Source organism: Agrobacterium sp. DE0009, from assembly GCF_007680755.1.
Lineage (GTDB): Bacteria > Pseudomonadota > Alphaproteobacteria > Rhizobiales > Rhizobiaceae > Agrobacterium > Agrobacterium tumefaciens_B.
Genome location: NZ_VEIU01000001.1, coordinates 1,294,332 through 1,320,038 on the forward strand (window position 1 = coordinate 1,294,332; position 25,707 = coordinate 1,320,038).

Annotated in this window: 21 protein-coding genes; 7 read left to right on the forward strand and 14 right to left on the reverse strand. The window is 60.1% G+C overall.

Annotation, left to right across the window (positions count from 1 at the left end):
• Nucleotides 1-366: 366 nt before the first annotated feature.
• A complete protein-coding gene (locus FS804_RS06615) occupies nt 367-933 on the forward strand; it encodes a DUF6101 family protein (protein ID WP_063947678.1) in 567 nt (188 codons plus the stop codon).
• 77 nt (nt 934-1,010) lie between these two features.
• Here FS804_RS06615 and ubiA read toward each other — a convergent pair whose 3' ends face one another.
• From ubiA to FS804_RS06635, 4 genes are all read right to left on the reverse strand, one after another.
• The gene (gene ubiA / locus FS804_RS06620; RefSeq protein ID WP_144575739.1) at nt 1,011-1,964 is read right to left on the reverse strand and encodes a 4-hydroxybenzoate octaprenyltransferase; all 954 of its coding nucleotides are present in this window, start codon (nt 1,962-1,964) and stop codon (nt 1,011-1,013) included.
• A gap of 120 nt (nt 1,965-2,084) precedes the next feature.
• Nucleotides 2,085-2,885, reverse strand: a complete 801-nt coding sequence (locus tag FS804_RS06625) for a MipA/OmpV family protein (protein ID WP_063947806.1) — start codon at nt 2,883-2,885, stop codon at nt 2,085-2,087.
• Between the two features lie 235 nt (nt 2,886-3,120).
• Complete coding sequence (locus tag FS804_RS06630) at nt 3,121-4,377, reverse strand: cyclopropane-fatty-acyl-phospholipid synthase family protein (protein ID WP_144575741.1); 1,257 nt, start codon at nt 4,375-4,377, stop codon at nt 3,121-3,123.
• A gap of 167 nt (nt 4,378-4,544) precedes the next feature.
• Nucleotides 4,545-6,869, reverse strand: coding sequence for a Tex family protein (locus FS804_RS06635; protein ID WP_144575743.1), 2,325 nt, complete (start codon nt 6,867-6,869; stop codon nt 4,545-4,547).
• 201 nt (nt 6,870-7,070) lie between these two features.
• On the opposite strand from FS804_RS06635, the gene purD reads away from it, so the two are divergent.
• The 3 genes from purD to FS804_RS06650 all read left to right on the forward strand — a co-directional run bounded on the left by purD (nt 7,071) and on the right by FS804_RS06650 (nt 11,226).
• Nucleotides 7,071-8,342 (forward strand): phosphoribosylamine--glycine ligase, encoded by a 1,272-nt coding sequence (gene purD / locus FS804_RS06640; protein ID WP_144575745.1) that lies wholly within the window; start codon nt 7,071-7,073, stop codon nt 8,340-8,342.
• A gap of 157 nt (nt 8,343-8,499) precedes the next feature.
• A complete protein-coding gene (locus tag FS804_RS06645; protein WP_144575747.1) occupies nt 8,500-9,009 on the forward strand; it encodes a plant virulence effector HPE1-like domain-containing protein in 510 nt (169 codons plus the stop codon).
• A 393-nt stretch (nt 9,010-9,402) separates the two neighbouring features.
• Complete coding sequence (locus FS804_RS06650) at nt 9,403-11,226, forward strand: methyl-accepting chemotaxis protein (protein WP_144575749.1); 1,824 nt, start codon at nt 9,403-9,405, stop codon at nt 11,224-11,226.
• Nucleotides 11,227-11,284: 58 nt separating this feature from the next.
• Here FS804_RS06650 and FS804_RS06655 read toward each other — a convergent pair whose 3' ends face one another.
• The 10 genes from FS804_RS06655 to FS804_RS06705 form a co-directional block, all read right to left on the reverse strand.
• On the reverse strand, nt 11,285-11,779 hold the full coding sequence (locus tag FS804_RS06655) for a DUF523 domain-containing protein (RefSeq protein WP_144575751.1): 495 nt from the start codon (nt 11,777-11,779) through the stop codon (nt 11,285-11,287).
• A gap of 229 nt (nt 11,780-12,008) precedes the next feature.
• Complete coding sequence (glyS, locus tag FS804_RS06665; RefSeq protein WP_144575755.1) at nt 12,009-14,162, reverse strand: glycine--tRNA ligase subunit beta; 2,154 nt, start codon at nt 14,160-14,162, stop codon at nt 12,009-12,011.
• A gap of 100 nt (nt 14,163-14,262) precedes the next feature.
• The gene (locus FS804_RS06670) at nt 14,263-16,209 is read right to left on the reverse strand and encodes a DUF2207 domain-containing protein (protein WP_144575757.1); all 1,947 of its coding nucleotides are present in this window, start codon (nt 16,207-16,209) and stop codon (nt 14,263-14,265) included.
• Nucleotides 16,210-16,401: 192 nt separating this feature from the next.
• Nucleotides 16,402-17,679 carry a 3-phosphoshikimate 1-carboxyvinyltransferase gene (locus FS804_RS06675; RefSeq protein ID WP_144575759.1) on the reverse strand — a complete coding sequence of 426 codons (1,278 nt, stop codon included), beginning with the start codon at nt 17,677-17,679 and terminating at the stop codon, nt 16,402-16,404.
• A gap of 73 nt (nt 17,680-17,752) precedes the next feature.
• A complete protein-coding gene (locus FS804_RS06680; protein ID WP_144575761.1) occupies nt 17,753-18,304 on the reverse strand; it encodes a LemA family protein in 552 nt (183 codons plus the stop codon).
• A gap of 78 nt (nt 18,305-18,382) precedes the next feature.
• Nucleotides 18,383-19,345: a glycine--tRNA ligase subunit alpha gene (locus FS804_RS06685; RefSeq protein ID WP_020813609.1), complete on the reverse strand. Its 963-nt coding sequence runs from the start codon at nt 19,343-19,345 to the stop codon at nt 18,383-18,385.
• Between the two features lie 99 nt (nt 19,346-19,444).
• Nucleotides 19,445-19,639: an NfeD family protein gene (locus tag FS804_RS06690; protein WP_144575763.1), complete on the reverse strand. Its 195-nt coding sequence runs from the start codon at nt 19,637-19,639 to the stop codon at nt 19,445-19,447.
• A 20-nt stretch (nt 19,640-19,659) separates the two neighbouring features.
• Nucleotides 19,660-20,529: a S49 family peptidase gene (locus FS804_RS06695; protein WP_186376680.1), complete on the reverse strand. Its 870-nt coding sequence runs from the start codon at nt 20,527-20,529 to the stop codon at nt 19,660-19,662.
• Nucleotides 20,530-20,616: 87 nt separating this feature from the next.
• Nucleotides 20,617-21,417, reverse strand: coding sequence for a tRNA1(Val) (adenine(37)-N6)-methyltransferase (locus FS804_RS06700; RefSeq protein ID WP_144575765.1), 801 nt, complete (start codon nt 21,415-21,417; stop codon nt 20,617-20,619).
• Between the two features lie 6 nt (nt 21,418-21,423).
• Nucleotides 21,424-21,654, reverse strand: a complete 231-nt coding sequence (locus FS804_RS06705) for a DUF2007 domain-containing protein (protein ID WP_063949777.1) — start codon at nt 21,652-21,654, stop codon at nt 21,424-21,426.
• 110 nt (nt 21,655-21,764) lie between these two features.
• Here FS804_RS06705 and FS804_RS06710 point away from each other — a divergent pair, with 110 nt between their 5' ends.
• From FS804_RS06710 to FS804_RS06720, 3 genes are all read left to right on the forward strand, one after another.
• Nucleotides 21,765-22,781 (forward strand): polyprenyl synthetase family protein, encoded by a 1,017-nt coding sequence (locus tag FS804_RS06710; protein ID WP_035261923.1) that lies wholly within the window; start codon nt 21,765-21,767, stop codon nt 22,779-22,781.
• A 190-nt stretch (nt 22,782-22,971) separates the two neighbouring features.
• The gene (locus tag FS804_RS06715; RefSeq protein WP_144575767.1) at nt 22,972-24,816 is read left to right on the forward strand and encodes a tetratricopeptide repeat protein; all 1,845 of its coding nucleotides are present in this window, start codon (nt 22,972-22,974) and stop codon (nt 24,814-24,816) included.
• A 6-nt stretch (nt 24,817-24,822) separates the two neighbouring features.
• Complete coding sequence (locus FS804_RS06720) at nt 24,823-25,707, forward strand: 4-(cytidine 5'-diphospho)-2-C-methyl-D-erythritol kinase (protein ID WP_144575769.1); 885 nt, start codon at nt 24,823-24,825, stop codon at nt 25,705-25,707.

The following is a 25,707-nucleotide window of genomic DNA, read 5'->3' on the forward strand; positions in this document are numbered from 1 at the left end:
CCGAAGCCCCCTGGAGCACTGCGCATCCTTTCTGGGACGCCAAGCTCCGGTTTTGAAAATCACCGCTTGCGCGCCCAAGCGGGCGCACGGCAAGCCTTGGCATGACTATGCATGACGCGCCTTGCCCGTAGCTTGAAAGAGCACATTTTTGGCAGCGATAAAAATCGCATTGTCCCAATTGGCTTTACCGAAGTGAAACCATGCCACGGTGGGTTTTGCTAACCATCTGGGAACGCAAAGTTTTCTTAACCGCGATTTTTAAGCAGTCTCGAACATGCGGCGGATAATCTCCTGACATCAGAGGACGAAAAGTCCCGATGAGAAGACCGGAAACCGGCTCTCAGGTAAAACAAGGGTAGATTAAACATGACCAAGACCGTTCTGAAGCCCGATTGGGCCGTTGCCACACTCAGGTTAGACCCGGCACGTTTTCCGCAACAGGTCACCTATGGAAAAGGCAATGGCGCGCCCGATGTCGCCGTCACTCTCGATGAACGCGGTGCCGTTCTGAGAAAGGTTCTGTCCTCTTCCGGCCTGCCTCTGTCCTTCGCCCTGCCTGCCCGCGCTTTCAAGGGGGTTGCCGCCCGTGCCATCGACCATGGCGATGGACAGGTTACCGTGACGCTGGAACTGCACCATGACGATCCGGATCTCTGCGTTCCCCTTCTCGTGGCCCACGATCTCTGCGATATCGCCGCCGATTGGCGCAGCTGGTCCGAAGCCTATCGCATTCCCATGCTGATGGTGGAAGCCGATGGCGTTGCCCGTCCGCTGGAAGAACATCTCGGCAAGGTGCGCACCAAGAACAGCCGCCCACGCCGCCGCCACTCCTATTTCGCGGATCGTCGCCCGCGCTTCCTCGTGCGTCGCTCCACGGGATCGCTCGGCATGAGCATGAAAATCGAGGGCAAGGAAATCATCGCCCGTAACTGATCTTGACCGATCAAGAACACAAAAGCCCGGCGCGGAAAACGCAGCCGGGCTTTTTTCATGCTCAAGATTCCCGCCGCTTACGCCAGCAGGAGCGGCAATATGAGACCGGCGAAAATCAGAATCCCAACCCTGTTGTTGGATTTGAACAGCCTGAGGCATTGGTCGACGTCATCGATATCGAGCACCCAGACCTGCCGGAACAGCATGAGGGCGGCAGCGACAAGGCCACCATAGGCTATGATGTTAACGCCCGCCGTCCAGAACGACAGGACCATCATGACAAGGGCTGTGCCATAAAGCAAAACCAGCCAGCGATGTGTGTTTTCTCCGAACAAGAGCGCAGTCGAACCGATGCCCACGGCCGTGTCGTCTTCCTTGTCCTGATGGGCGTAGATTGTATCATAACCGATCGTCCAGGCGATCGCGCCGACATAAAGCAGGACAGGCGGCCAGGCGAGTGAAGCGAATTGCCCGGCCCAGCCCATCAGCGCCCCCCATGAGAAGGCAAGGCCGAGGAAAAACTGCGGCCAATGCGTGAAGCGCTTGGCAAAAGGATAGACCGCCACGAACACCAGGGAAAAAATGCCCGTCGCGATTGCGAAGCTGTTGAACTGTAGAAGCACAACAAGCCCGGCAAGCGCCTGCAGCACGATAAAGAGCTTGGCCTGTCCGCGGCTCACGCGGCCGGAAGGCAGAGGCCGCGAGCGTGTGCGCGCCACGGCCATGTCGATCTTGTGGTCGGCGAGATCATTATAGGTGCAGCCGGCACCGCGCATCGCCACCGATCCCACGAAAAACAGAACCAGGTGCCAGATCAGCACACCCCAGGAAAAGCCGCCCGTCGCCAATGCTGCATTGGCGGCCAGGGCCGCCGACCAGAAACACGGCCACATCAGCAATTGCCAGCCGATGGGGCGGTCCCACCGCGCCAATTGCGCATAGGGCCAGAGAGCCCTCGGCAATATCCGATAGACCCAGTTGTTGGATGGCGCGTCGGAAACGCGGTCTGACAAATCGCTGTGGTGAACCATGGGTTGGTTCTACAGCATCGGGGAAAAAAGCGGAATGGATTTCAGCACCCCGCCGCGCATGCAAAAAAGCCCCGCTGCGGTTTCGCAACGGCGCTTTTCATGCGCTTATCGGCTGTTCACTCAGGGTAGCGAGAAATTGAACTTGTAGCTCGCCTGAACGCCGACGATGAACTGGTTCTTGGAACCGCGCTCGCGCACCAGCGAACTGTCGGCGGCATCACCCGTCAAACGGCGATATTCGGCAAACGAGCCGACTTCGGCATTGTCGGTGACCTTCCAGGTGATGGCTGCGCCGACGCCAGCGGAATGCAGGCCGCCGCCCGGGCTGTATGGCGATGGCGCGCCGGCCGCCGTCTGTGCTGCGCTGACGCCATAATAGCGCTCGTTATATTTGCTGCTGACCCACGTGGCACGCGGACCGGCCGACACCTGAATGCCGGGCGCGATATCGGTAAAGACGTCGACATTGAGATCGGCGACCACACCGCTGTGGCTGCGGATGCCTTGACGCGCTTCGCCGCGAATGCGCAACCAGTCGGTCGGGTAGGCTTCGGCAAAACCGCCAAGCTCGCCGCCGCGCTTGATACGCGTCATGCCCTTCAGATCGGCGGAATCGCCTTCGTCACGCGGGGAAACCAGCTTGCCGGCGAGACCCATGCTGATCGGGCCATTGTCCAGAAGCGAAATCGAGGCGCTGTCGTTGCGCGAGGTGAACCGCGCGCCCTGCCCCTGACGGCCCATGGAAATGATCGGTGCGAAGCGGAATTCGTTCTTGTTATCGCCTTGGTACTTCGGCGCGCTAAAACCGGCGCCGCCGAGTTTCAGATACCAGTCGCCCGAAAACCAGCCATCCGCATGGGCATTGCTCACGGCTAGAAGCGATACGACACAGGCGGCAACGGCCGCTGATGGCTTGAACATGAAAGAACCCCAGAAACGCAATACAGACAGGTGTCCGTAGAAATAGAGGGATTGTCTTTCCATTCGATTAACCAGCCCTGGAAGAAAGCTGGCGATTACCTCTTCCGTCATTCCGGCCTTGAGCCGACATCCGGCCGACGCGCGTCGGCGCGGCAGAAGACTCTTTTCAGCCCAAGGACTTGGACTGGCTGAATGCCGGATCGGGTCCGGCATGACGATTGAGAATACCCAGCCTCTAGAACGTCACCTTTTCCAGCGGCGCGCGGGTCTTTTCAAACTCCAGCAGTTTCGCCTCGGTCTGCGCGATGTAGTCGCGATTATGCGGTACGGCATCGCGGTCCTTGGCGATCTGGATCTGGAAGATGTGGAAGTTCTCGTGCGTGAAGGCCATTTCCGAGCCCGCGAGATAAAACTCCCACATGCGGAAAAACCGCTCGTCATAAAGTGCTATCGCTTCTGCCTTGCGTGCGACGAAACGTTCCCGCCAGTGTCGAAGCGTATGAGCATAATGCATGGGCAGGATTTCGATATCCTTCACCAGCAGCCGGGCTTTTTCCAGCGCTGGCAACACTTCCGCCAGCGACGGAATATAGCCGCCGGGGAAGATGTATTTTTCGATGAAGGGGTTGGTCGCCAGTGCCGGATAGGGCTGGCCGATGGAGTGCAGCACCATGATGCCTTTATCATCCAGCACCTCCGCGACCTTGTCGAAATAGTCGCGATAATGGGTCGGCCCGACATGTTCGAACATGCCGACGGAGACGATGCGGTCATATTTTTTTGATGCCGGCAGGTAGCGATAATCCTGCAATTCGAAGCGGACGTTGCCAGCAAGACCGCGCTTTGCAGCCCGATCACGGGAAACGCGCAGCTGTTCCTCGCTAAGCGTGATGCCGGTAACGTCGGCACCGGCGCTTTCGGCGATGTACATAGCCATGCCGCCCCAGCCGGAGCCGATTTCCAACACGCTCTGGCCCGGCTCGGTCATCAGCTTGGCGGCGATGTGGCGTTTCTTGGCGACCTGCGCCTCATAAAGGCTGATGCCGGGCGGGTTGAAATAAGCGCAGGAATATTGCCAGTCCTCATCGAGGAAGAGATCGAACAGCTTGGCGCTCAGATCGTAGTGATGGGCGACGTTGCTCTTGTTGTGGTTGACCGGCAAATGCATCTTGATGCGGGCGGCGATGATGCGGGCCATGCCGCGCCAGATCATGCCGAAGGACAGCGCTTCGCTGAGCGTATTGCTTTTGACCAGCGCCAGGAAATCGTAAATGTCACCCTCCGCGACCTTCACGCGGCCTTCCATATACATTTCAGCAAGCTTTAGCGCCGGGTCAGCGGCGATTTCGTCCATGGCGGCTTCGTCGGTGAAGTTGAGAACCACCTTTTTTCCAGCACCATTTCCGAAAGTGCGGCTTCCGGCCGGGCTATTGACGGTGAGATCACCGTTCTTGATTATCTTTCCGAGAAGAACATGCAGAGACGACGCCATGGCACCCCCAATTGCTAAGTCTCACTTATCAATTTTGCTGACCGTATTCCTTTCAGCATAAGTTGCAAGATAGTCTTATCTCAAAAAAATTGAACGATTTCATCACGCAAAAAGCCCCGCCGCAGGTACGGCAGGGCTTAAGTCGAAAAAATCAGTGCAACCGCAGGTCAGCGCCGCTTCATCGCTTCAGCCAAAGCAGCGGCCAATGCGCCCCCGGATTGCGACCCCTCGTTGCGATCTTTGGGCTTGGCTGTCGCGTGGCGCATGGCGTTTGCATTGCCCCTCTCCCGCATCGGCTGAGGCGCGGCCTCGCCGCCATCCTTGCGCATGGTCAGCCCGATGCGCTTGCGCTTCACATCCACCTCGACGACTCGCACCTTGACGACATCGCCCGCCTTGACGACCTCATGCGGGTCTTTGACGAAACGGTCTGCGAGTTGCGAGACATGCACCAGCCCGTCCTGATGCACGCCGATATCCACGAAAGCGCCGAAAGCCGCGACATTGGTGACGGTGCCCTCCAGCAACATACCTGGTTTCAAATCGGTGATTTCGTCCACACCCTCGGCAAAGGTCGCGGTCTTGAAGCTCGGGCGCGGGTCACGGCCGGGCTTTTCCAGTTCGGCAATAATGTCCTTGACGGTCGGCAGACCGAACTGCTCATCGATAAACTTCTTCGGGTCGAGCGATTTCAAGGTGGCGCTGTCGCCCATTAGCGAGCGCAGATCGCGGCCGCAGGCAGCGACGATCTTCTTCGCCACGCCATAGGCTTCCGGGTGAACGGACGAAGCATCCAGCGGCTCCTTGCCGTTTGGAATGCGCAGGAAGCCCGCGCATTGTTCGAAAGTGCGCTGGCCAAGGCGCGGCACTTTGAGCAATTCCTTGCGGCTGGCGAAGGGACCGGTCTGGTCGCGATGGGCAACGATGGCATCGGCGATCGAGGCACCGAGGCCGGAGACGCGCGCCAGAAGCGGCGACGAGGCCGTGTTGAGATCGACGCCGACGGCATTCACCGCATCTTCCACGACAGCATCGAGCGAACGGCTGAGGCGGCCCTGATCGACATCGTGCTGGTATTGACCGACGCCGATGGATTTCGGCTCGATCTTCACCAGTTCCGCCAGCGGGTCCTGAAGACGGCGCGCAATCGAAACCGCGCCGCGCAGCGACACATCGAGATTGGGGAATTCGGCCGCCGCCCGCTCCGAAGCGGAATAGACGGATGCGCCGGCTTCCGACACGATGACCTTGGTGGGTTTTGCGCCGGAAGCGGAAGCTGGCAGCTGCGCCAGAAGATCGGCGACCAGCTTTTCCGTCTCGCGGCTGCCCGTGCCGTTGCCGATGGCAATCAGCTCAACATTATGCTTGCGGATAAGCAAGGCGAGTTCCGCCTGCGCGCCGCGCACGTCGTTCTTCGGCTGGAAGGGGTAAACCGTCGAGGTATCCAGCAGCTTGCCGGTGCCATCGACCACGGCCACCTTGACGCCGGTGCGGATGCCGGGATCGAGCCCCATGGTGGCGCGCGATCCAGCCGGGGCGGCCAGCAGGAGATCCTTCAGGTTTCGGGCAAAGACGTTGATCGCCTCTTCTTCCGCCCGCTCACGCAATTCACGCATCAGGTCGAGCGATAGCGACATGGAGAGCTTTACGCGCCAGGTCCAGCCCGCAACATCCATAAGCCATTGATCGGCAGGCCCGACGTTGCGGATATCGAAGGCGGCGGCGATGGTGCGCTGCGCCGGCTTCACCGGCGAGGGGTCATCCGCATCGACATCGATCGTCAATGTCAGGATTTCTTCGTTCCAGCCGCGCAGCATGGCGAGCGCGCGGTGACCAGGCACCGTTGCCCAGCGTTCGGAATGGTCGAAATAATCGGAAAATTTCTCGCCCGTCGCCTGTTTGCCATCCACGACCTTGGCGCGGAAGGTGGCGTTCTGGCGCATGTAATCGCGCAGGCGGCCGAGAAGATCGGCATTTTCCGTCATGGTTTCGGCAACGATGTCGCGCGCGCCCTCGAGCGCCGCCTTCACATCAGCCACCTCATCCTTGATGTAGTCCTCCGCCAGCTTCGCCGGATCGGCAGCGCGGTTTTCCCAGATGGCTTCGGCAAGCGGGCCGAGACCCTTTTCGCGGGCGATTTCCGCGCGGGTGCGGCGCTTGGGCTTGTATGGCAGATAGAGGTCTTCCAGCTCCGCCTTCGTGCCCGCCTGCATGATCTTGACCATCAGCGCGTCTGTCATTTTGCCCTGACCGCTGATGGAATCGACGATGGAAGCCCGGCGCGCATTGAGTTCGCGGAGATAAACGAGGCGTTCGGAAAGCGTGCGCAGCTGGGTGTCGTCAAGCCCTCCCGTCACTTCCTTCCGGTAACGGGCGATGAAGGGCACGGTCGCGCCTTCGTCCAGCAAGGCCACCGCCGCCTTTACCTGATCGGCGCGGGCATTGATTTCGGAGGCTATGAGCGAGGCGAGGCGGGCATTATCTGCGGTCATGTGGGTCTCTGATGTCATATCTGGAGCGGCGACCATAATGTCTGATTGTGGCGTGACAACAAGAGGCATTCACGATTCCACAGGAAAGGCGGCGATCAAGGGAAAGACGGGCATTCGTGGCGCTTTCTCCTTGACCTTTCGCCCCCCTGCCCTTAACGCCCCTGACACAAGGTTACTGGCGAATTTGCAGGGGTATTGACCATGAAAGTTCTGTTGATCGGTTCCGGCGGACGCGAACATGCGCTGGCGTGGAAAATCACCCAGTCCCCCCTGCTCGATCAAATCTACGCCGCCCCCGGCAATCCCGGCATCGCCGAGCACGCGACGCTCGTGGAGTTGAACGTGGAGGACCATGCGGCGGTCATCGCCTTTGCGAAAGAAAAGGCAATCGACTTCGTCGTCGTCGGTCCGGAAGCGCCGCTGGTCGCTGGCCTTGCAGATGATCTCCGCGCCGCCGGCATCGCCACTTTCGGACCCTCGAAAGCGGCAGCCCAGCTGGAGGGTTCCAAGGGTTTCACCAAGGATCTCTGTGCCCGTTACGATATTCCGACCGGCGCTTACCAGCGTTTCAAATCCGCCGAACCGGCGAAGCAATATGTTCGTGAACAGGGCGCACCCATCGTCATCAAGGCCGACGGGCTTGCCGCTGGCAAGGGCGTAACCGTTGCCATGAGCGAGGCCGAAGCGCTTGCCGCCATTGACGACTGTTTCGACGGCGCTTTTGGCGCTGCCGGCGCCGAGGTGGTGGTTGAAGCCTTTCTCGACGGTGAAGAGGCAAGCTTCTTCTGCCTTTCCGACGGCAAGACAGCACTGGCGCTTGCCACCGCGCAGGATCACAAACGCGTCGGCGATGGGGACACTGGCCCGAACACCGGCGGCATGGGCGCCTATTCGCCCGCTCCTGTCATGACGCCCGCCATGGTGGAGCGCACCATGAAGGAAATCATCGAGCCGACGATCTCAGGCATGGCAAAGGATGGAAACCCCTTCTCCGGCGTATTCTTCGCTGGCCTGATGATAACGACCAAGGGTCCCGAGCTCATCGAATACAATGTTCGCTTCGGCGATCCCGAATGCCAGGTGCTGATGATGCGCCTCAAGAGCGACCTTTTGCCGATCCTCTACGCCACGGCCACCGGCACGCTGGACAAGGTGCAGGCGGAATGGCGCGACGATGCAGCCCTGACCGTCGTTCTCGCTTCCAAGGGTTATCCCGGCGCCTACCAGAAGAACACCCCTATCGCCCATGTTCCCACGGCGAGCGAAGAGGCGAAAGTGTTCCATGCCGGCACGGCGCTGAAGGACGGCAAACTCGTCGCAACAGGCGGCCGCGTGCTGAATGTCACCGCCTTCGGCAAAAATGTGACGGAAGCCCAGGCGCGCGCCTACGCGCTGGCCGACAGGGTGGAATGGGCAAACGGCTTCTGCCGTCGGGACATCGGCTGGCAGGCCATTGCGCGCGAGAAGGCCTGAGCCGACATCATCGATCACGCCGACTGACGGTTTCGTTCAATTTTTACCAAGTTTGCTGACCCGATGGAAACGAAAGCCACGTAATACTTCCCGCAATACTGGATGGAAATTGGTGTCTCGGGTCCGAGGCCGCGCCATCGTCTTCGGGGGCTTTTCGATGCGTCGTTTTTTTCTGACAGCTGTTGTCGCGCTGGCAAGCGGGTCTGCGATGGCATCGTCGATCGAATACATCAAGGGCGTACATGTGGCGAATGGCAGCTTCGTTCGCCTCAATTGCGCCGGCTGCCAACCGATGAAGACAAAGACCGTCGCGGATGGCTATGCCGTACCTTCGATCGAACCCGGCACGCAGCACACGGAAATGCGTGAAGTCGATGGCAGACGCGTGCTGGTTCGCACCGAAGCCTGGCTTGGCGGCGCACCCGTCACCTTTGTCAGCACCAATCCTGCCTGGATGACACAGACCCCCGGCACAGCCGTCGCCACCTACGACCAGGCACCGCCAGAAGCGCATCCTGCCGAAACGGCGGCGACATCGCCCGGCATCGATGAGACAGCGACGACCGCCGCCGTCAATCGAATCTCCAACGACCAGAAGGTAGCGCCCGTCAGCGCATCGGTACGCGGCGCACCGCAGTTTCCGGATTTCCAGTTGCGCGGCAACTAAAAACGCGTCAGACGTGTCTCGTCGTTTGTTTTGCCCTCTCCCGGCATGACCCCGTTACGCGCTTTCGCAGAATTGATCTAACGTCTCGCCTCCGGCGAACGGCTGAGACCAGGCTCCTACTGTCGCTGGTCCACAGCAATACTGCAACCATGTGGAGAAGTTCTGTATTCTACCACTTCTCTTGCGAATGCGCCGAGAAAGCGACAGCTAATTAAATATTTATTCAAATTTTTAGCTGCTAAATAAATCCATTGTGCGATGCAGCACATGATGTGTGCTTGTGGCGATGACACGCCTTCTCAAGCCCTTTTTTCGCGCATCAGGCGCCTCTCCTTTTCTGAAACACCGGCACCGCGCGCTCCTACGCGCGATCCCAAACGCTTGTGAGCACCCATGAAGAACCTTTCCATTTCTCGTCAACTGATCGTTCTCGTGGTGGCCCTGATGGCCGCCTTTTCCGTGGCGACCTTTTACCAGCTGAGATCCGCAACCGACGCGATCTATGAGGAACGCTACGGCATGCTGCGCACACAGGTGCAATCGGCAATCGCCATCCTGCAATCGTTTTACGATAAGGAAAAAGCCGGAACGCTTTCGCACGAGGAGGCCATGAAACAGGCTTATGCCACCGTCAGCGCCATGCGGTTCACGCCTGACGGTTACCTCTTCGGTTATGACTACGACGTGACGATGAAGTTCCATCCTGATCCGAAACGGGTCGGTGAAAATTTCAAGGGCAAGCCTGACAGCAAGGGGTTTGCCTATCGTGACGAACTGGTGCGGCTCGGCCGCAATGGCGGTGGGCAGACGGATTTCTACGGCCCGAAGCCCGGTATGGAAGGCAACGACTACGCCAAAAGCTCCTACGCCCTTGCTTTCGAGCCATGGCAGGTTGTGGTCGTGACCGGCGTCTATATTGACGATCTGAACGCGCAGGTTCGAGGCGACGTGATGAAAGCGCTCTCCATCGGCGCATTGATCTTCGTGCTGGCGCTTGCCGCCGCCTTCTATGTCATCCGTGGCATTTCGAAGCCGCTTGGCGATATTCATCGGGCCCTCGGCGAAGTGGCAAACGAGAATGTCGCGCTTAAAATTCCCCACACGAACCTCACCAATGAAGTGGGCATGATGGCGAAGGCCACGGCCTCGCTTCAGGACAAGGTGCGCGAGCGTCATGCCATGCAGCGCCGTGAGGAAGAACAGCAACGACAGCTGAATGCCGAACGACAGAACAATCTCGACATGCAGCGAGACGAGGCGGAATTGCAGGCGCGTGTCGTTACGACGATCGGCGAAGCACTGGAAAAGCTGGCAAGCGGCGACCTCACTGTCCGCTGCGGCGATCTCGGCAACCGCTACGCAACGTTGCGCGACAATTTCAACGAAGCCCTGACGCATCTTGACGCCGCCATGGCCAAGGTCAATGCCAAGAGCATCGACATTGGCGGTTCCAAGGAAGAAATCCGCAAGGCCTCGAACGAGCTGTCGCAGCGCACCGAACGGCAGGCTGCCAATCTGGAAGAAACCTCCGCAGCGCTTGACGAACTGACCGTTGCGGTGCGCCAGACCGCGGAAGGCGCAGCCGACGCCGCCAAGCGCGTCACCACCGTCAGCTCTGAAGCCATGCGCAGCGACCGGGTGGTGGAAGAGGCAATCTCCGCGATGAGCGGCATCGAACAGTCGTCCGACCAGATTTCCAACATTATCGGTGTCATTGACGACATCGCTTTCCAGACCAACCTCCTGGCACTGAATGCTGGCGTCGAAGCGGCGCGTGCCGGGGAAGCCGGCAAGGGCTTTGCGGTGGTGGCGCAGGAAGTGCGCGAACTGGCGCAGAAATCCGCCGCTGCGGCGAAGGAAATTAAGGACCAGATCGCCCGCTCCTCCTCGCAGGTGGAAAACGGCGTGCGGCTTGTCGGCGAGGCTGGCGATGCGCTGAAGCGCATCTCCGACCAGATCAAATCCGCCAACGAGATCGTCAGCAAGATCGCGCACTCGGCGGCCGAGCAGGATACGACGCTGCGCTCGATCTCCTCGTCGCTGAACCAGCTCGATGTCGCCACCCAGCACAATGCGGCGATGGCGGAAGAAACGACGGCTTCGGCGGAAGCTCTCGCCGTGGACACCGAGGAGCTGCTGAATCTCATCCGCGGCTTCCGCGTCTCCTCCGGCCATCAGCTGCATGCCATGGCGCACGAGATGCGCATGGCGGGGTAATATAGTCCGAGGCTATCGATCACGAACAGCGCCGGGGGAAACTCCGGCGCTTTTGTTTTCAAGAGGTCAGCGCATCGAGCCGGTCGATATCGGCCGGGGAAAAGACCGCAATCCCGGCTTTTTCGAGCAGCGCCGCGGTCACGCCATTGCCGGCATGTTTAATGCCGGAGAACGAACCGTCATAGATCGCGACTGATCCGCATGACGGACTGCCGTCGATCAGCAGCGCGTATCGGCAGCCATTGGCCCTGGCGAAGGCCAATGCCTTTTCCGCACCGGCGATAAATTGGGCCGTGACATCGCCGCCGGTTACTTCCAGCACGCGGGCGCGGCCTTCCAGCACATCGAGACCGGAAGCGCCGTTTTCAATTTCCGCCGGCGGACGCGGCACGGGCATGCCGCCCGCCATTTCCGGACAGATCGGAACCAGCCTGCCCTCCTCGCGCCAGCGGTCTATCGCCGGGTGGGCGAAGGGTTTGCCTCTGCCGTCATAGCGGACCGGTTGGCCTAGGAGGCAGGCGCTAATGAGGATTTTGTGGGGCGTTTGGGTCATTCTAAAACAAGCCGGGCAAGCGTGGAAGCAGAATACCCCCCTCTGCCCTGCCGGGCATCTCCCCCACAAGGGGGGAGATCGGCAAGCGGGACACTCCCCGCCAAATCCTTAACGTTGAAGATGATTGAACGGTCACAACGATTCGATCTCCCCCCTTGTGGGGGAGATGTCCGGCAGGACAGAGGGGGTGAAACCCAGCATTCTGCAATGCCCGTTTACCCCCATGTTCTCACCCCGTAATCTTCGAGAAATCCGCGACCGTTCCGGTGGCCTCGCGAATAGCCTTCAGCAACGCCAGACGGTTGGCGCGGATGGCCGCATCTTCGTCGTTGACCAGCACATCCTCGAAGAACTTGTCCACGGGCGCACGAAGCGTCGAGAGCGCCTGCATGGCAGAGCGGAAATCTTCGCCCGCCACTGCCTTTGCGGCATCTGCAGAGGCGGTCTTGATTGCCGCATAAAGCGCTTTTTCGGCATCGAGCTTCAACAACTCTTCCGAAACGCCATCGGCAACCACGGTGCCCTTCTTTTCCTCAGCGGCCAGAAGCTGGGTTGCACGCTTGGCACCGGCCAGAAGGTTCCGGCCATCCTCTCCGGTGATGAAGGCGGTGAGCGCTTCGACACGACGGGCGATCATCAGCAGGTCGTCGGATTCAGGTGTCAGGACAGCATCAATCAAATCGTAACGCGCGCCGAGATCGCGAAGATAGACCTTCAGGCGATCATGGAAGAAGGAGAGAAGGTCCGGGTCCTTCGCCACGCTCAAGAGTGGCAAGCGGACATTCTTTTCCAGAAGAATACGCACCACGCCCAGCGCCGCACGACGCAGCGCGAAGGGGTCCTTCGAGCCCGTTGGCTTCTCATCGATGGCCCAGAAGCCGAGGAGGGTGTCCAGCTTGTCGGCAAGAGCGACCGTGATGGCCACCTTGTCAGCGGGCAGACGGTCAGAGGGACCCTGCGGCTTGTAGTGGTCTTCGATGGCGGCCGCGACGCTTTCGTTTTCGCCCTGAAGCGCCGCATATTTACGGCCCATCAGGCCCTGAAGCTCAGGGAATTCGCCGACGGCTTCAGTGCGCAGGTCGGCCTTGGCCAGCACCACGGCGCGGTCTACCAGCGCGGCATCGGCACCGACGACGGGAGCCAGTGCCTTGGCCAGTTCGCGGATGCGGGCTACGCGCTCACCCTGAGTGCCAAGCTTGGCATGGAAGGTGACGTTGAGCGCATCGAGCTTCGCCATACGCTGGTCGAGCGGCTTTTTGAGATCGAGACTGAATTTCGCAGCCGAGTCTTTCAGCGTTTCGAGATCGGGCAGATCGCCCTGGTCGCGGGTCCAGAAATGGCGGGCATCCGACAGGCGGGCCCGCACGACCTTGCCGTTGCCATGGATGATTTCCTTGCCGCCGTCGCTTGCCTCGATATTCGAGACCAGGATGAAGCGGTTAGAAAGGCCCTCTTCCGCACCCTGGTTGCGGGTGACGAAACACTTCTGGTTGGTCTTGATGGTCAACCGGATGATTTCCGCCGGAATCTGCAGATAATCCTCCTCGAAGGTGCCCATCAGCACCTGCGGCCATTCGACGAGACCGGAGACTTCTTCCAGCAGGCCTTCGTCTTCCACCAGATCAAGGCCGTTGGCGAAGGCAAGATCCTTGGCGTCATGTAGGATGATGTCCTTGCGGCGCTCGGCATCCAGCACGACCTTTGCCTTTTCGAGGCTCGAGACATAATCCTCGAAACGTCGCACGGTGATGGGGCCGGGCGCGTGGAAACGATGGCCATAGGTGACGTTGCCCGCGACGATGCCGTCGATGGCGAAAGGTATAACCTGGGTTTCGTCATGCTCGGGGCCGAACAGGCAGACGATGGATTGCAGCGGGCGCACCCAGCGCAGGCTTTCCGAGCCCTTGCCTTCAATGCCGGCATAGGTGGAACCCTTCGGCATGGAGGCCGGGCCGGAACGCATTGATTTTGGCCACGGGAAAGAGCGGATGATGCCGGGCATCACCTCGGCGATGATCTCTTCTGCCGGGCGGCCGGGCTTGTTGATGATAGCGATGTAAAAATCGCCCTTCTTCGGATCGGAAACGACCTGCGCTTCCGAGATATCATTGAGACCAGCGCCGCGCAGAAAGCCCTCGATGGCCTTTTCATTTGCATCGGTGCGCGGGCCTTTCTTTTCCTCACGCACATCGGCGGAGCGGGCGTTGAGACCGCGAATATCCAGCGTCAGGCGCCGCGGCGTCCAATATTCGCGCGCACCCTCATAGGTCAGCCCTCTCTCCACCAAGGCGTCGGTGACGAGTTTCTTCAGATCTCCCGCCGCCTTGCGCTGCATGCGGGCAGGGATTTCCTCGGAGCGAAGTTCAAGCAGAAGATCGGGCATAGGATAAGGACTTTAATTTGTTGCAAAAGAGTGTTGCGGACTTAGCAAGACCAGCGGCAAAAGTCACCAAGGCAATCGGTTAAATTACCGCCGGCGGGCGCTACCACCCGCCCCCGCCGCCGCCACCGCCGCCGGAGCCCGAAAAACCGCCGCCCCCACCACCGCCACCGCTTGAAAAGCTGGAGTTTGACGAACTGACGGGTTGAGGAATCGTGGAGGCGATCGTGCTTGCCATTGAGGTCGAGAACCCGCCGATACGGCCGCCAAAACTGCCGTAATTGCTGCCAACGTACCAACCAGGCACATAAGTTGAAGCAGCGGCACCGGCAGCGGCCGTCTTCAGCCATTTCTCGAACGTCTGGCTCCACGGTTTTTCGACACCGAGCGCCACGGCATAAGGCAACAGCTTTTCGAAATGCTGCGGCGACATGGTGGGTGCATCCGCCATGTTCATCCGGTCCTTTTCCGCGAGCGTCAGATAGGTCCTCAACCCCTCAATGCCATCCGTCAGCTTGCGTCCGAGCGGCGTCGGCGCGCCCATCAGAAAGAGAAAGAGCGTATTGGTGAGGACAATGCCGCCGATGGCGGCCAGCGCCAGCGACTTCGTGCCATGTGTCACGTCGAGAAAGATCTGCGTTGCAAAGCCGCCGACCGCGGAAAAGGCAATGAAGCCGGCAAAGGCAAGCATGATGATACCGCCGATCCGCTTGCGCAGCGACGCGCCGCGCGAGAACTGGCGACCGATGCCAATGGAGAGGATACCGAAGAAGAAAGAAAAAAAGCCGAGGACCATCACGGCCGCGATGGAGTTTTCGTCCAGATCGCCGAAGACGAGCGTCGCGATGATGATGGCGATGCTGAACAGGATGCCAAACACCGTGTAACCGGCATTGCTGCGGTAATATTTCCCCCGATGTTCCTTCTCGATGGCTGTACGAAACTGTCGCCCGACCTTTTCGACCTCAGCCCCATGGGCCTTGTCGATCGTCAGTGACTCGCCACGTCCGCCGATGGAGGCAAGCAGCGTCTTTTGGCCGGTCGGCAAATCGGTGGCAGTCGGCTTATCCGTGCGGCGGATGACAATGGCATTCTTCAGGTCTTCCAGAACGACATAACCTTTGACCGCAAGATCAAGAGCAGACGCGGAAAGCGCCGTCCAGCCCGCGCCGGAGAAGCCCCTGTTGTCGACGTAGTTGACCAGCGCCGGCGATAACCCTTCAGGCGCATCCCAGCGCGGCACGACCACGCCTTTGGCCGGATCACGGCCGACCGCGGACCATGCCCGGAGGTAATAGACGAGAACGGCCAGAAGCCCGCCGCCCGAGATCAGGATGGCGAGATGATCCCGCAGCCACCAGCTTGTCTCCTGCGAACTCGCGGGCGCGGCGATGGCGCCCTTGGGCAGCTTCACCGCAACCGTCATGCCCTCGCCCACCGAATATGGCCGGGTGGACGCAAAAAATACCTCGTTTCCTTCATTGAGGATGCGGGCATCCTTGCCCTTCGCGCCCAACGGACCCGTGAAAACCGCCGTATCCGTCGCCTTTACACCCTCCGGCAGCGTGATCGTGGCGGAAATCTCGCCCATCGGAAACTGCCAGCCATTGCCTGTCACGTTCCAGGTCAGCTCGTCATAATCGCTGAAATAACGGATCTGCCGGGCGGTGGTGTAGGTGATCTGGAAGATATGGTCGCCGGTCGACAGGAAACGATCGGCGCTGCCGGTATAGATGCGGATGCCGCCATCGATGGTTTCGGTGCGCCAGTTCTCGGGCGCCCCGTCGCGCTCGACCGAAACGACGTTGAAATCCACCCTGGTGCGGCGGTTATTCGCATCCAGCGCGTAAAGCGGGAAGTCGCGGAAGATGCCGCGCTTGATGTTCTGGCCTTCGGCGCGGGCGGTGATGGTTTCCGTCACCGTCAGTTTTCCATCTTGCGCGACCTCGATGACGGAATGATACGAACGGATGAACTCTTCCGCGAAAGCCGGGAAGGCCGCGCCCAGGAAAACGAACAGCGCGAGAAGTCTTGCGGCGATGGTCTTCACGGGCGATCCTCCTTGAGGGGTCAGAGCGTTTCCGGTTTCAACTGATGCACGTACAGTCATTTCCGTCATAGCGGGCTAGACCCGGTATCCAGCAGCCGCGCGTCGGCGTGGCTTGAAGAGTCTTTCGCGATCAAGGACTTGATCGCGTTGGTTTCCGGCTCAAGGCCGGAATGACGGCATTGAACCGTACTTCTAATGCTGCGGCTCGGCAGCGCTTTCCTTTTCGGTATAGTCGACGCCGAGCGAGGCGAGCGCCTTCCAGTAGTTCGGATAGGTCTTGCCCACGCAGGCAGGGTTCTGGATGGCGATGCCACCGATCTTCAGCGCCGCGAGCGCAAAGCTCATGGCGATGCGGTGATCGGCAAAGGTATCAATGGAAGCACTCACCGTCTGGCCCGCGAGCGAGGGATCGGAATGCACGATCAGGTCGTCGCCTTCCTCATGCGCCAGACCGTTGCGGATTTCGTTGAGGCCCAGCGAGACGGCGCGGATGCGGTCGCATTCCTTGACCCGCAGATTGGCGATGCCGACGAAACGCACCGGCGTTTCGTTGAAGGCGGCGAGAACCGCGATCGTGGGGATGGCATCCTGCATCTGAGAACCATCGATTTCGGCGGGCAGGTGCGGAAACTGCGCCATGACCTCATGGGCCTTGGCATCCGGCTGGGTGAATTTATCGGCGGGCGTGCCGATATCGATTGCACCGCCGGTCAGAAGTTCGGCACCCCAGAGATAGGTAGCGGCGGAGGCATCCGGCTCAATATGGAAATCGGTCGCCGCGTAACCGGTCGGGTGCACGCGCCAGATGGCATTGCTGACCCGCTCCACCTTCCCGCCGAAAGCCTCCATCGCGGATGTCGTGAGGTCGATATAGCCCTTCGCACCGATTTCCTCGCCCTTGAGGATGATATCGACTGGCTTATCACCGCAGGCGGCCGCCATCAGAAGTGCCGAGACATATTGGCTCGACAGGTTGGCGTCGATGGTAACGCTGCCCTTCGGAAAACCCGTACCCTTGCCGCAGACGGTGACGGGCGGGCAACCGGTCGGCGCATCCGCCTCGACTCCGAGGGAGCGGAGCGCTTCTACCAGCGGCATAATGGGACGTTTGCGCATATGCTCGTCGCCATCGATGATGACGGCCCCGTCGACAAGCGCGGCGGCGGCGGTGAGGAAGCGTGTTGCCGTGCCAGCATTGCCAAGGAAAAGCGGCTTTTGTGGCTGCTGCAGCAGACCTGAACTTTCGACCACGAAAGTGGTGGCATCAGGCTCGGTTACCTTCACACCCATCTCACGCAGGGCATCCGCCATATAGAGCGTATCGTCGCTCTTCAGCGCACCGGTGAGGCGGCTTTTGCCCTTGGCAAGGCCCGCCAGCAGCAGCGCGCGGTTGGTGATGGACTTGGAACCGGGTGGCTCCACCTTGCCGGAAAGCGGGTGACCGGGCGGGGTGATGGTCAGTTCGATCATGATCGTCGTCTTGTCAAAATAGGCGGCATAAGCCGGAATGTCATCGGGCGTCTATGGGCAGCTTTGGCCGACCTTAGAATTTGACGGTTGGCACCGCACGGTCAGCGGGATTGTCGATCTCGAAATAGGGCGCCTTGGCAAACCCAAACTGGCCTGCCACGAGGTTCGACGGGAAGCTTTCCACCTTGACGTTGAGATCGCGTGCGGCGCCATTGTAATAACGGCGCGACATCTGGATCTCGTTTTCGATGGTTTCGAGCGAGCGCTGCAATTCAAGAAAATTGGTGTTGGCCTTGAGATCCGGATAGGCTTCGGCGAGAGCGAACAGCTTGCCTAGCGCCTGCGACAGCAGCCCTTCCGCCTGGGCGCGACCTTCGACATCACCCGCCGGCACCGCCTGCGCCCGGTTGCGCAGACTAATCACCTCCTCGAAGGTGCTCTTTTCATGTGCCGCATAACCCTTGACCGTCTCGATCAGGTTCGGAATGAGATCGGCGCGGCGCTTCAGCTGCACGTCGATGCCCGACCAAGCCTCTTCCTTCATCTGCCGAGACTTGACGAGGCCGTTATAGATGAAGACGACATAAAGCGCGATTGCAGCAATGATTGCCAGCGTGATGAACATGCCCGACCCCTCCTCAAGAGGCGCGGACGCCAACGGCGGCATCCGCAGTTTAGAGTGTTTTCCGCCTTACATATTTGTTCAGGCGGCCCTGTTCCAGTTCAGCCCGCCAGCATCCGTCAGCAGGAAGGCCTCGCCGCAGGCTTTCGCAAGCGTGCGCACGCGCAGGATATAGCTCTGGCGCTCCGTCACCGAGATGACACCGCGCGCATCCAGAAGATTGAAGACGTGGCTCGCCTTGATGCACTGGTCATAGGCCGGAAACACACATTTGTGCAGGCGCTGGTTGTCGTTGTCACCGGGCGCACCGGCAGCGAGAAGCGCCTGGCATTCCTTTTCCGCGTCGATGAAATGGCGATGCAGCATGGCGGTGTCGGCAAATTCGAAGTTATGGCGGGAATATTCCTGCTCGGCCTGCAAAAACACGTCGCCGTAGGAAATCTTCTCTTCGCCCTCGCGGCCGTTGAAGTTCAGGTCGTAGACGTTGTCGACGCCCTGAACATACATGGCCAGACGCTCCAGACCATAGGTCAGCTCGCCCGCGACCGGCGAACATTCGATGCCGCAGACCTGCTGGAAGTAGGTGAACTGCGACACTTCCATGCCATCGCACCAGCATTCCCAGCCAAGACCCCACGCGCCGAGCGTCGGGCTTTCCCAATCGTCCTCAACGAAGCGCACATCGTGCAGCAACGGGTCGAGGCCGATCGCCTTCAACGAACCGAGATAGAGCTCCTGCAGGTTGGAAGGGTTGGGCTTCAGGATGACCTGATACTGGTAATAATGCTGCAGGCGGTTGGGGTTTTCCCCATAACGTCCATCGGACGGGCGGCGCGATGGCTGCACGTAAGCGGCCTTCCACGGCTTTGGCCCAAGCGCGCGCAGCGTCGTTGCCGGATGGAACGTCCCCGCGCCCACTTCCATATCGTAAGGCTGCAACACCGCGCAGCCCTTGTCGGCCCAGTAATTGTGCAGCGTCAGGATCAGCGCCTGAAAGGAACGCTTCGGGTTCATATGGTCGGGAACATCGGTCATTGCAGTCATCGCGGCGTTAGGAGGACAAGTAAGCATTGACTTACTTCGGATGCGGACTGGTGCCACGGCGTGGCGTGGGGGTCAAGGTTTTATGCGCGGCTACGCCGCCTAAGCCTCGTCCTCGCGCTTCACGCGGTACTCACCGGTTTGCGGGTCCTTGATCAGGGTGCCGATCGCGCCGGTCTCACGTTCCTTCTCGCGCCGTTTCGATTTTGCCGAAAGCTTTTCGGCAGCGCGGACGAAGCGGCGGTAGAGGATGATGGCACCCACCACCAGGAGGATGATTGTAATAAGCTGAGCCATAAGGCTTTATTCCTGAGACATCATAGACCGAAACGCGACCACAATGCCTTTTCTTCGGCGACCTCTGCAAGTCCCGAAACCGCACCTGCGGCGAGCCTCTCGGCGTCAAGACCAAGCGCTGCGTTCACACCGGGCACTTTTTTGCCGAACAGAGTGCGCCCGCCGCTGACGAGTTGCAGCTTCACCTTGGTACCGTATCGGCGGCGGAGCACGTCCCGCATGTCGCCCAGTCCATCGATCAGGCCGAGATCGAGGCCGCGCATGCCGGTCCAGAACAGACCTGAGAAGATCGTGTCGTCGCCCTTCAGTTTCGAGCCGCGGCGCATTTTGACCATATCGATGAAAACATTGTGGATTTCGACCTGAAGCGACTTCAGGTATTCGATATCGCCTTCCTTTTCCGGCTGGAAGGGGTCGAGGATGACCTTGTTTTCGCCGGCCGTGTAGACGCGGCGCTCCACACCGATCTTCCGCAGCATTTCCGGAAAACCGAAACCGCCGGAGACCACGCCGATCGAACCGACAATGGATGTCGGGTCGGCGATGATCTCGTCGCCGGCAAGCGCGATCATGTAGCCGCCGGAGGCCGCGACGTCCTCCACGAAGACCAGAACCTTCTTGTCCTTTTCCTCGGCCAATTGGCGGATGCGGTTGTAGATCATGCGGGCCTGGACGGGCGAACCGCCGGGAGAGTTGATCGAGATCGCGACGGCCGGGGCATCCTTGATAGCGAAGGCCTTTTCGAGCAACGGCGCATAGGAGGCGAGGTTGAGCGCGGGGCGGAACTGGTTACCGCCCGCCATGATGGCGCCATTCATGCGCACGACGGGAATGACAAACTCTTTCTTACGAAAGCGTTTCGGCACAAGATGCTTCAGCAAACCCACCAATCAATCCTCACAGCAATGACTTCAACGACACGGATGTATGTATCGCCGGGCAAAACACAATGGCATGCGGCTGGCGTCACGCTGATTTTATAAGCCGGATCTGATTGCCCTTACATTACGGGAATAGGCGGCGCGGCCATTGTTGAGGTCATCTACGAAAGAGGTAAAGGCGTGGCTGCCGGTCTCGTGCATGATAAGGGGGGCGCGGAAGGAGAGCCGTGCGCGCGATCCCTTGATGGCGGTTACGAGCATGCGTACGGCATCTTCACCGGGGCGTGGATGGATGAGGGTGATTTCGAGGCCGCCAAAACGGCTGCCGCAGGCGGCAATGATCTCCGCCACCGATTGCGGCCGTGCGATCAGGGAAAGCTGCCCGCCCGGGATCATGATGGCGCCCGCGGTCCTGATCCAGTCCTCGAACAGGCCATCCGTCATGGCGTGCGCTTCCGCCTTCAGGGCATCCGGCGTGCGGCGGTCGCCGGCGTCATTATAGGGCGGGTTCATGATGACGTGATGGAAATGATCATCAGGCAATCCGGCCTCGGTCCGGGCTTTCGCCCGCAGAGTCACGTCGGCTTCGAGAACCGCGACGCGGGCGGAAAAAACGGCATTGTCAGGCAGTTCGAGACTGCGGCGGGCAAATTCCGCCATTTCCGGGGAGCGCTCATAGAGTGTCACCTGCGCCTTTTCGAGCCGCGCTGCCACAGCCATGCCGGCGGCACCGGCACCCGCGCCGAGATCGGCAACACGACAGGCGCGGTCATCCGCGACGAGCGAGGCAAGCAGCATGGCGTCCATGCCTGCCCGATGCCCCCTGCCCTTTGGCTGGATGATGTGAAAGCGCCCGCGATGAAAGGCGTCGATCGTTTCGGAAATGCCGTCGCTCACCGCCGGTCAAGCCTCCTGATTGCGCAATTCGTCGCCCAGCCCCGCATCGATGAGAATGCGGCGGGCCTGATCGGCGCGGTCGTCTTCCACCAGAAACCGTCGCGGCAAAAGGCCGAGCGATCCCTCCAGAATGCTCATCGCCTGATCGGCAATCAGGCAGTGAATGCCGGCATCCTTCATCAGGCTTTCGGCGAAGGAAAGAAGCACGGCATCGTTGGTACGGATCAGTTCACGCATGGATAGACCTAAATTCCCATCTTTTTGAATGGCGAGCGGCAATTCGCCCCTTGCCGCGCAAGGCGTCAGTTTTTATTGTCGAATTCAAATTCGAACTGGAGTCCTGTCCCTTGGGCGTCGTCATACCGCTTGAAGAAAGCAAAAACAAACTCGCATCCGTCAAGCCGCTTGTCGACCTGACCCGCCCCGACATGGAACGGGTGAACCAGCTTATCCTTTCCAAGGCCGGCTCCGATGTCCAGATGATCCCCGAGGTGGCCAACCATCTCATCTCGTCAGGCGGCAAGCGCCTTCGGCCGATGCTGACGCTCGCCTCGGCCTCGATGTTCGGTTACGAGGGCGACAACCACATCAAGCTCGCCACCAGTGTGGAATTCATGCACACGGCGACGCTTCTGCATGACGATGTTGTGGACGAAAGCGATCTGCGTCGCGGCAAATCCACCGCCCGTACCATCTGGGGCAACCAGGCAAGCGTTCTTGTCGGTGACTTCCTGCTTGGCCAGGCTTTCCGCATGATGGTGGATGTCGGCTCGCTGGATGCGCTCGACGTGCTCTCGACCGCCGCTTCGGTCATTGCCGAAGGCGAGGTTCTGCAGCTTTCGGTCGCCAAGAACATGGAAACGACCGAGGACGATTACCTGCAGGTGATTCGCGCGAAGACGGCCGCCCTTTTTGCCGCAGCGGCCGAAGTCGGCCCGATCGTCGCCAAGACGGACAAGGCCACCCGCAGTGCGCTGAAATCCTATGGTATGAATCTCGGCCTCGCCTTCCAGCTGGTCGACGACGTGCTGGATTACGGTGGCAAGTCCGCCGATCTCGGCAAGAATACCGGCGACGATTTCCGCGAAGGCAAGATCACGCTGCCGGTCATCCTTTCCTATCGCCGCGGCACCCAGGATGAGCGCGCATTCTGGCGCAATGCCATCGAAAAGGGTGAAAGCAGCGACGAGAACCTGGAAAAAGCGCTCGGTCTCATCACCAAATACAACGGTCTCGGTGACACGATCGGCCGCGCCACGCATTACGGCACCATAGCCCGTGACGCACTTGCGCCATTGCCGCAGAGTCCATGGAAAGACGCGCTTCTCGAAGTCATCGACTTCTGCATCGAGCGTCTGAACTGACGCTGGACGGCCGGAATATCGGCGGATGGTCTGCCCGTCCGCCGCACCTCTCACGGCGATTTTCTCCTCAAGGCGTGATTGTGGCCCCGCCGTAATTTCTTGCGGCGTTGCTTCAAAAAAGCCATTCTATCGTGACCAAACAATGGAAACTGATTTTTCCGTGCTTCGGCACAAAGGCAAGGGTTCCCTCATGCGGCGTAAACCAGCACTCCGTCTTCTCTGCAGCGCGGCTCTCGCCGCTGCTCTCGCAATCGGCGCGGGTGCGAGCCCCGGTTTTGCGGAGACGAAGGCAAAACCGGAAGACAAGGCCGTTACCTTCGATCCGGCGAAGGTGAATACCTTCTCCGGCGCCTTCCTCGCCGGTCGTAACGCCGATGTCGACCAGGACTACCCGACCGCGATTTCGCTCTACAAGAAAGCGCTGGAATTCGATCCTGCCAACTCGGAAATCCGCCAGCGTCTGATGATCGCCGAACTGCTGAGCGGCAATTTCGAGGCCGGTGCGAAGATCGCCGATTCGATGAAGGACGACACGACCGTCGAGCGTGTGACGACCATTATTCGCGGTCTGGACGCGATCAAAGACAAGGAATTCGCCAAGGCCGAGAAGATCCTGAAGTACACGGGTCCGAACGATCTCGACCGCATGGTCAATACGCTTCTGACTGCCTGGGCGCGCGCCGGTGCCGGCAAGCCGAAGGAAGCGCTGGCGCTCGTCAACAACATGAAGGGCCCGGGCTGGATCTCCATCTTCCAGAAATACAACGCGGCCTCCATCGCCCTGATTTCCGGCAACACCGAAGCGGCGCGCAAAAGCCTCAACGAAGCCGTGACAGACCGCGAAGGCGGTGCCACCGCCTCCGATACCTATATGCGCGCGGTCATGGCGCTGGCGCGGCTGGAAGCGTCCGCCGGTAACAAGCAGAAGGCGCTGGACGCCATTGCGGTTGGCGACACCTTCGCGCCGAATTACGCGCCGCTGAAGGCGCTGCGCGAGGCGATCGAAAAGGGTGAAAAACCGGAACAGCAGATTACCAACGCGGTAGAAGGTGCCGCCAGCGTGATGTTCTCCATCGCTGGCGCCTTGAACCGCGAAGGCGCCGAAGAGATCGTGACGCTTTATCTTCAGACGTCGCGCGCACTCGACCCGAAGAGCCCCGACACCTTGATCCTCCTCGGCGGCCTTTCAGAAGCACTGAAGCAGCCGGACCGCGCCATCGCCTTCTACCGTGAGGTGCCGAAGGACTCGCCGATGTATCGCATTTCCGAGCTCCAGCTCGGATTGACGCTGGCGCAGACAGGCAAGGTCGAGGAGGCGCGCAAGCACCTGAAATCGCTCCTCGAGTCCGACCCGAAGGACATCCGTTCGTATCTGGCCTATGGCAGCGTGCTGTCCGATGCCAAGGATTACCGGGCGATGGCTGAAAACTACGACAAGGCGGTCGAGGTCATCGGCGCTGTGCCGCAGAAATCCGACTGGACGATCTTCTTCCAGCGCGCCATCGCCTATGAGCGCCTGAAGGAATGGGACAAGGCCGAGCCGAACTTCAAGCGGGCGCTCGAGTTGAACCCGGAGCAGCCGCAGGTTCTGAACTATCTGGGTTATTCCTGGGTGGATAAAGGCATGAATCTCGAAGAAGGCATGAAGATGATCAGCCGCGCTGTCGAGCTTCGGCCGAATGACGGTTACATCGTCGACTCCCTCGGCTGGGCGCACTTCCGGTTGGGTGACTTCGATCAGGCCGTGACGGAACTGGAACGCGCCATAGAACTCAGAGCCGGTGACCCCGCCATCAACGACCATTTGGGCGATGCTTACTGGCGCGTTGGTCGCAAAATCGAGGCGGTTTATCAGTGGAACCGTGCGCTGATCGGCGACAATGACGATGTCGACAAGGCCAAGGTGAAGGAAAAAATTGCCAACGGCCTGCCGCCGCTCGAAAAGGACGCTGAGAACACCGCCAAGAAGGAGGTCGCACCTCAGCCACCGGCTCCTCCAGCGCCGGCCGCCCCTGCTCCGGACAAGAAATCCTGACGCCGCATGCAGCTGCATGACGCTTCCGGGGCCACCGAAACAATCGAGGCGGCCCCGGCCAAGATCAATCTGGCGCTCCATGTGACCGGCCAGCGAGCGGATGGGTATCATCTGCTCGAAACGCTCGTAACCTTCACCGAAGCCGGCGACGTGATCCGCATACGCGACGCCGCCACAGACAATTTTTCCATTTCCGGCCCCTTCGGCGATCTTCTAAACGTGGGTCAGACCGGCGAGAATCTTGTCATCCGCGCTCGAGACCTGCTGCGCGAGGCGCTTGCGTCTGCTGGCCAACCCACGCCACCGGTCGCTATTCATCTTGAAAAGAACCTGCCCGTTGCGTCAGGCATCGGCGGCGGCTCGGCGGATGCTGCGGCAACGCTGCGGGGGCTCCTGCGGCACTGGGGTGCCACGATTGGACCGGAAAATCTCGCCTCTCTCGCACTGAAACTCGGTGCAGACGTGCCGATGTGCCTTGCAAGCCGGCCACTGATCGCGCGTGGCATAGGCGAGGACATCGAAGTCCTTACGGACCTGCCGAAACTCGCCATGGTTCTGGCGAATCCGCTGAAGGCCGTTTGGACACCGGATATTTTCCGGCGACTGCAGAACAAGGCCAATCCCCACCTGCCCGCCCATTCGACGTTGGGATGGTTGGATTTTCTCGCGCATGGCCGTAACGATCTGCAACCACCGGCGCAGACGCTTCTGCCTGAGATCGGGGAGATCATCAAATTGCTGTCAGATGAAGATGCGGCGCTTGTGCGTATGTCTGGTTCGGGGGCCACCTGTTTCGGCATTTTTCATTCACTTGAAGCGGCCCGGGCCGCGGAAATATTGCTTCGGAAGAAACGTCCCGGCTGGTATTTTCAGGCAACGCGGACCATCTGA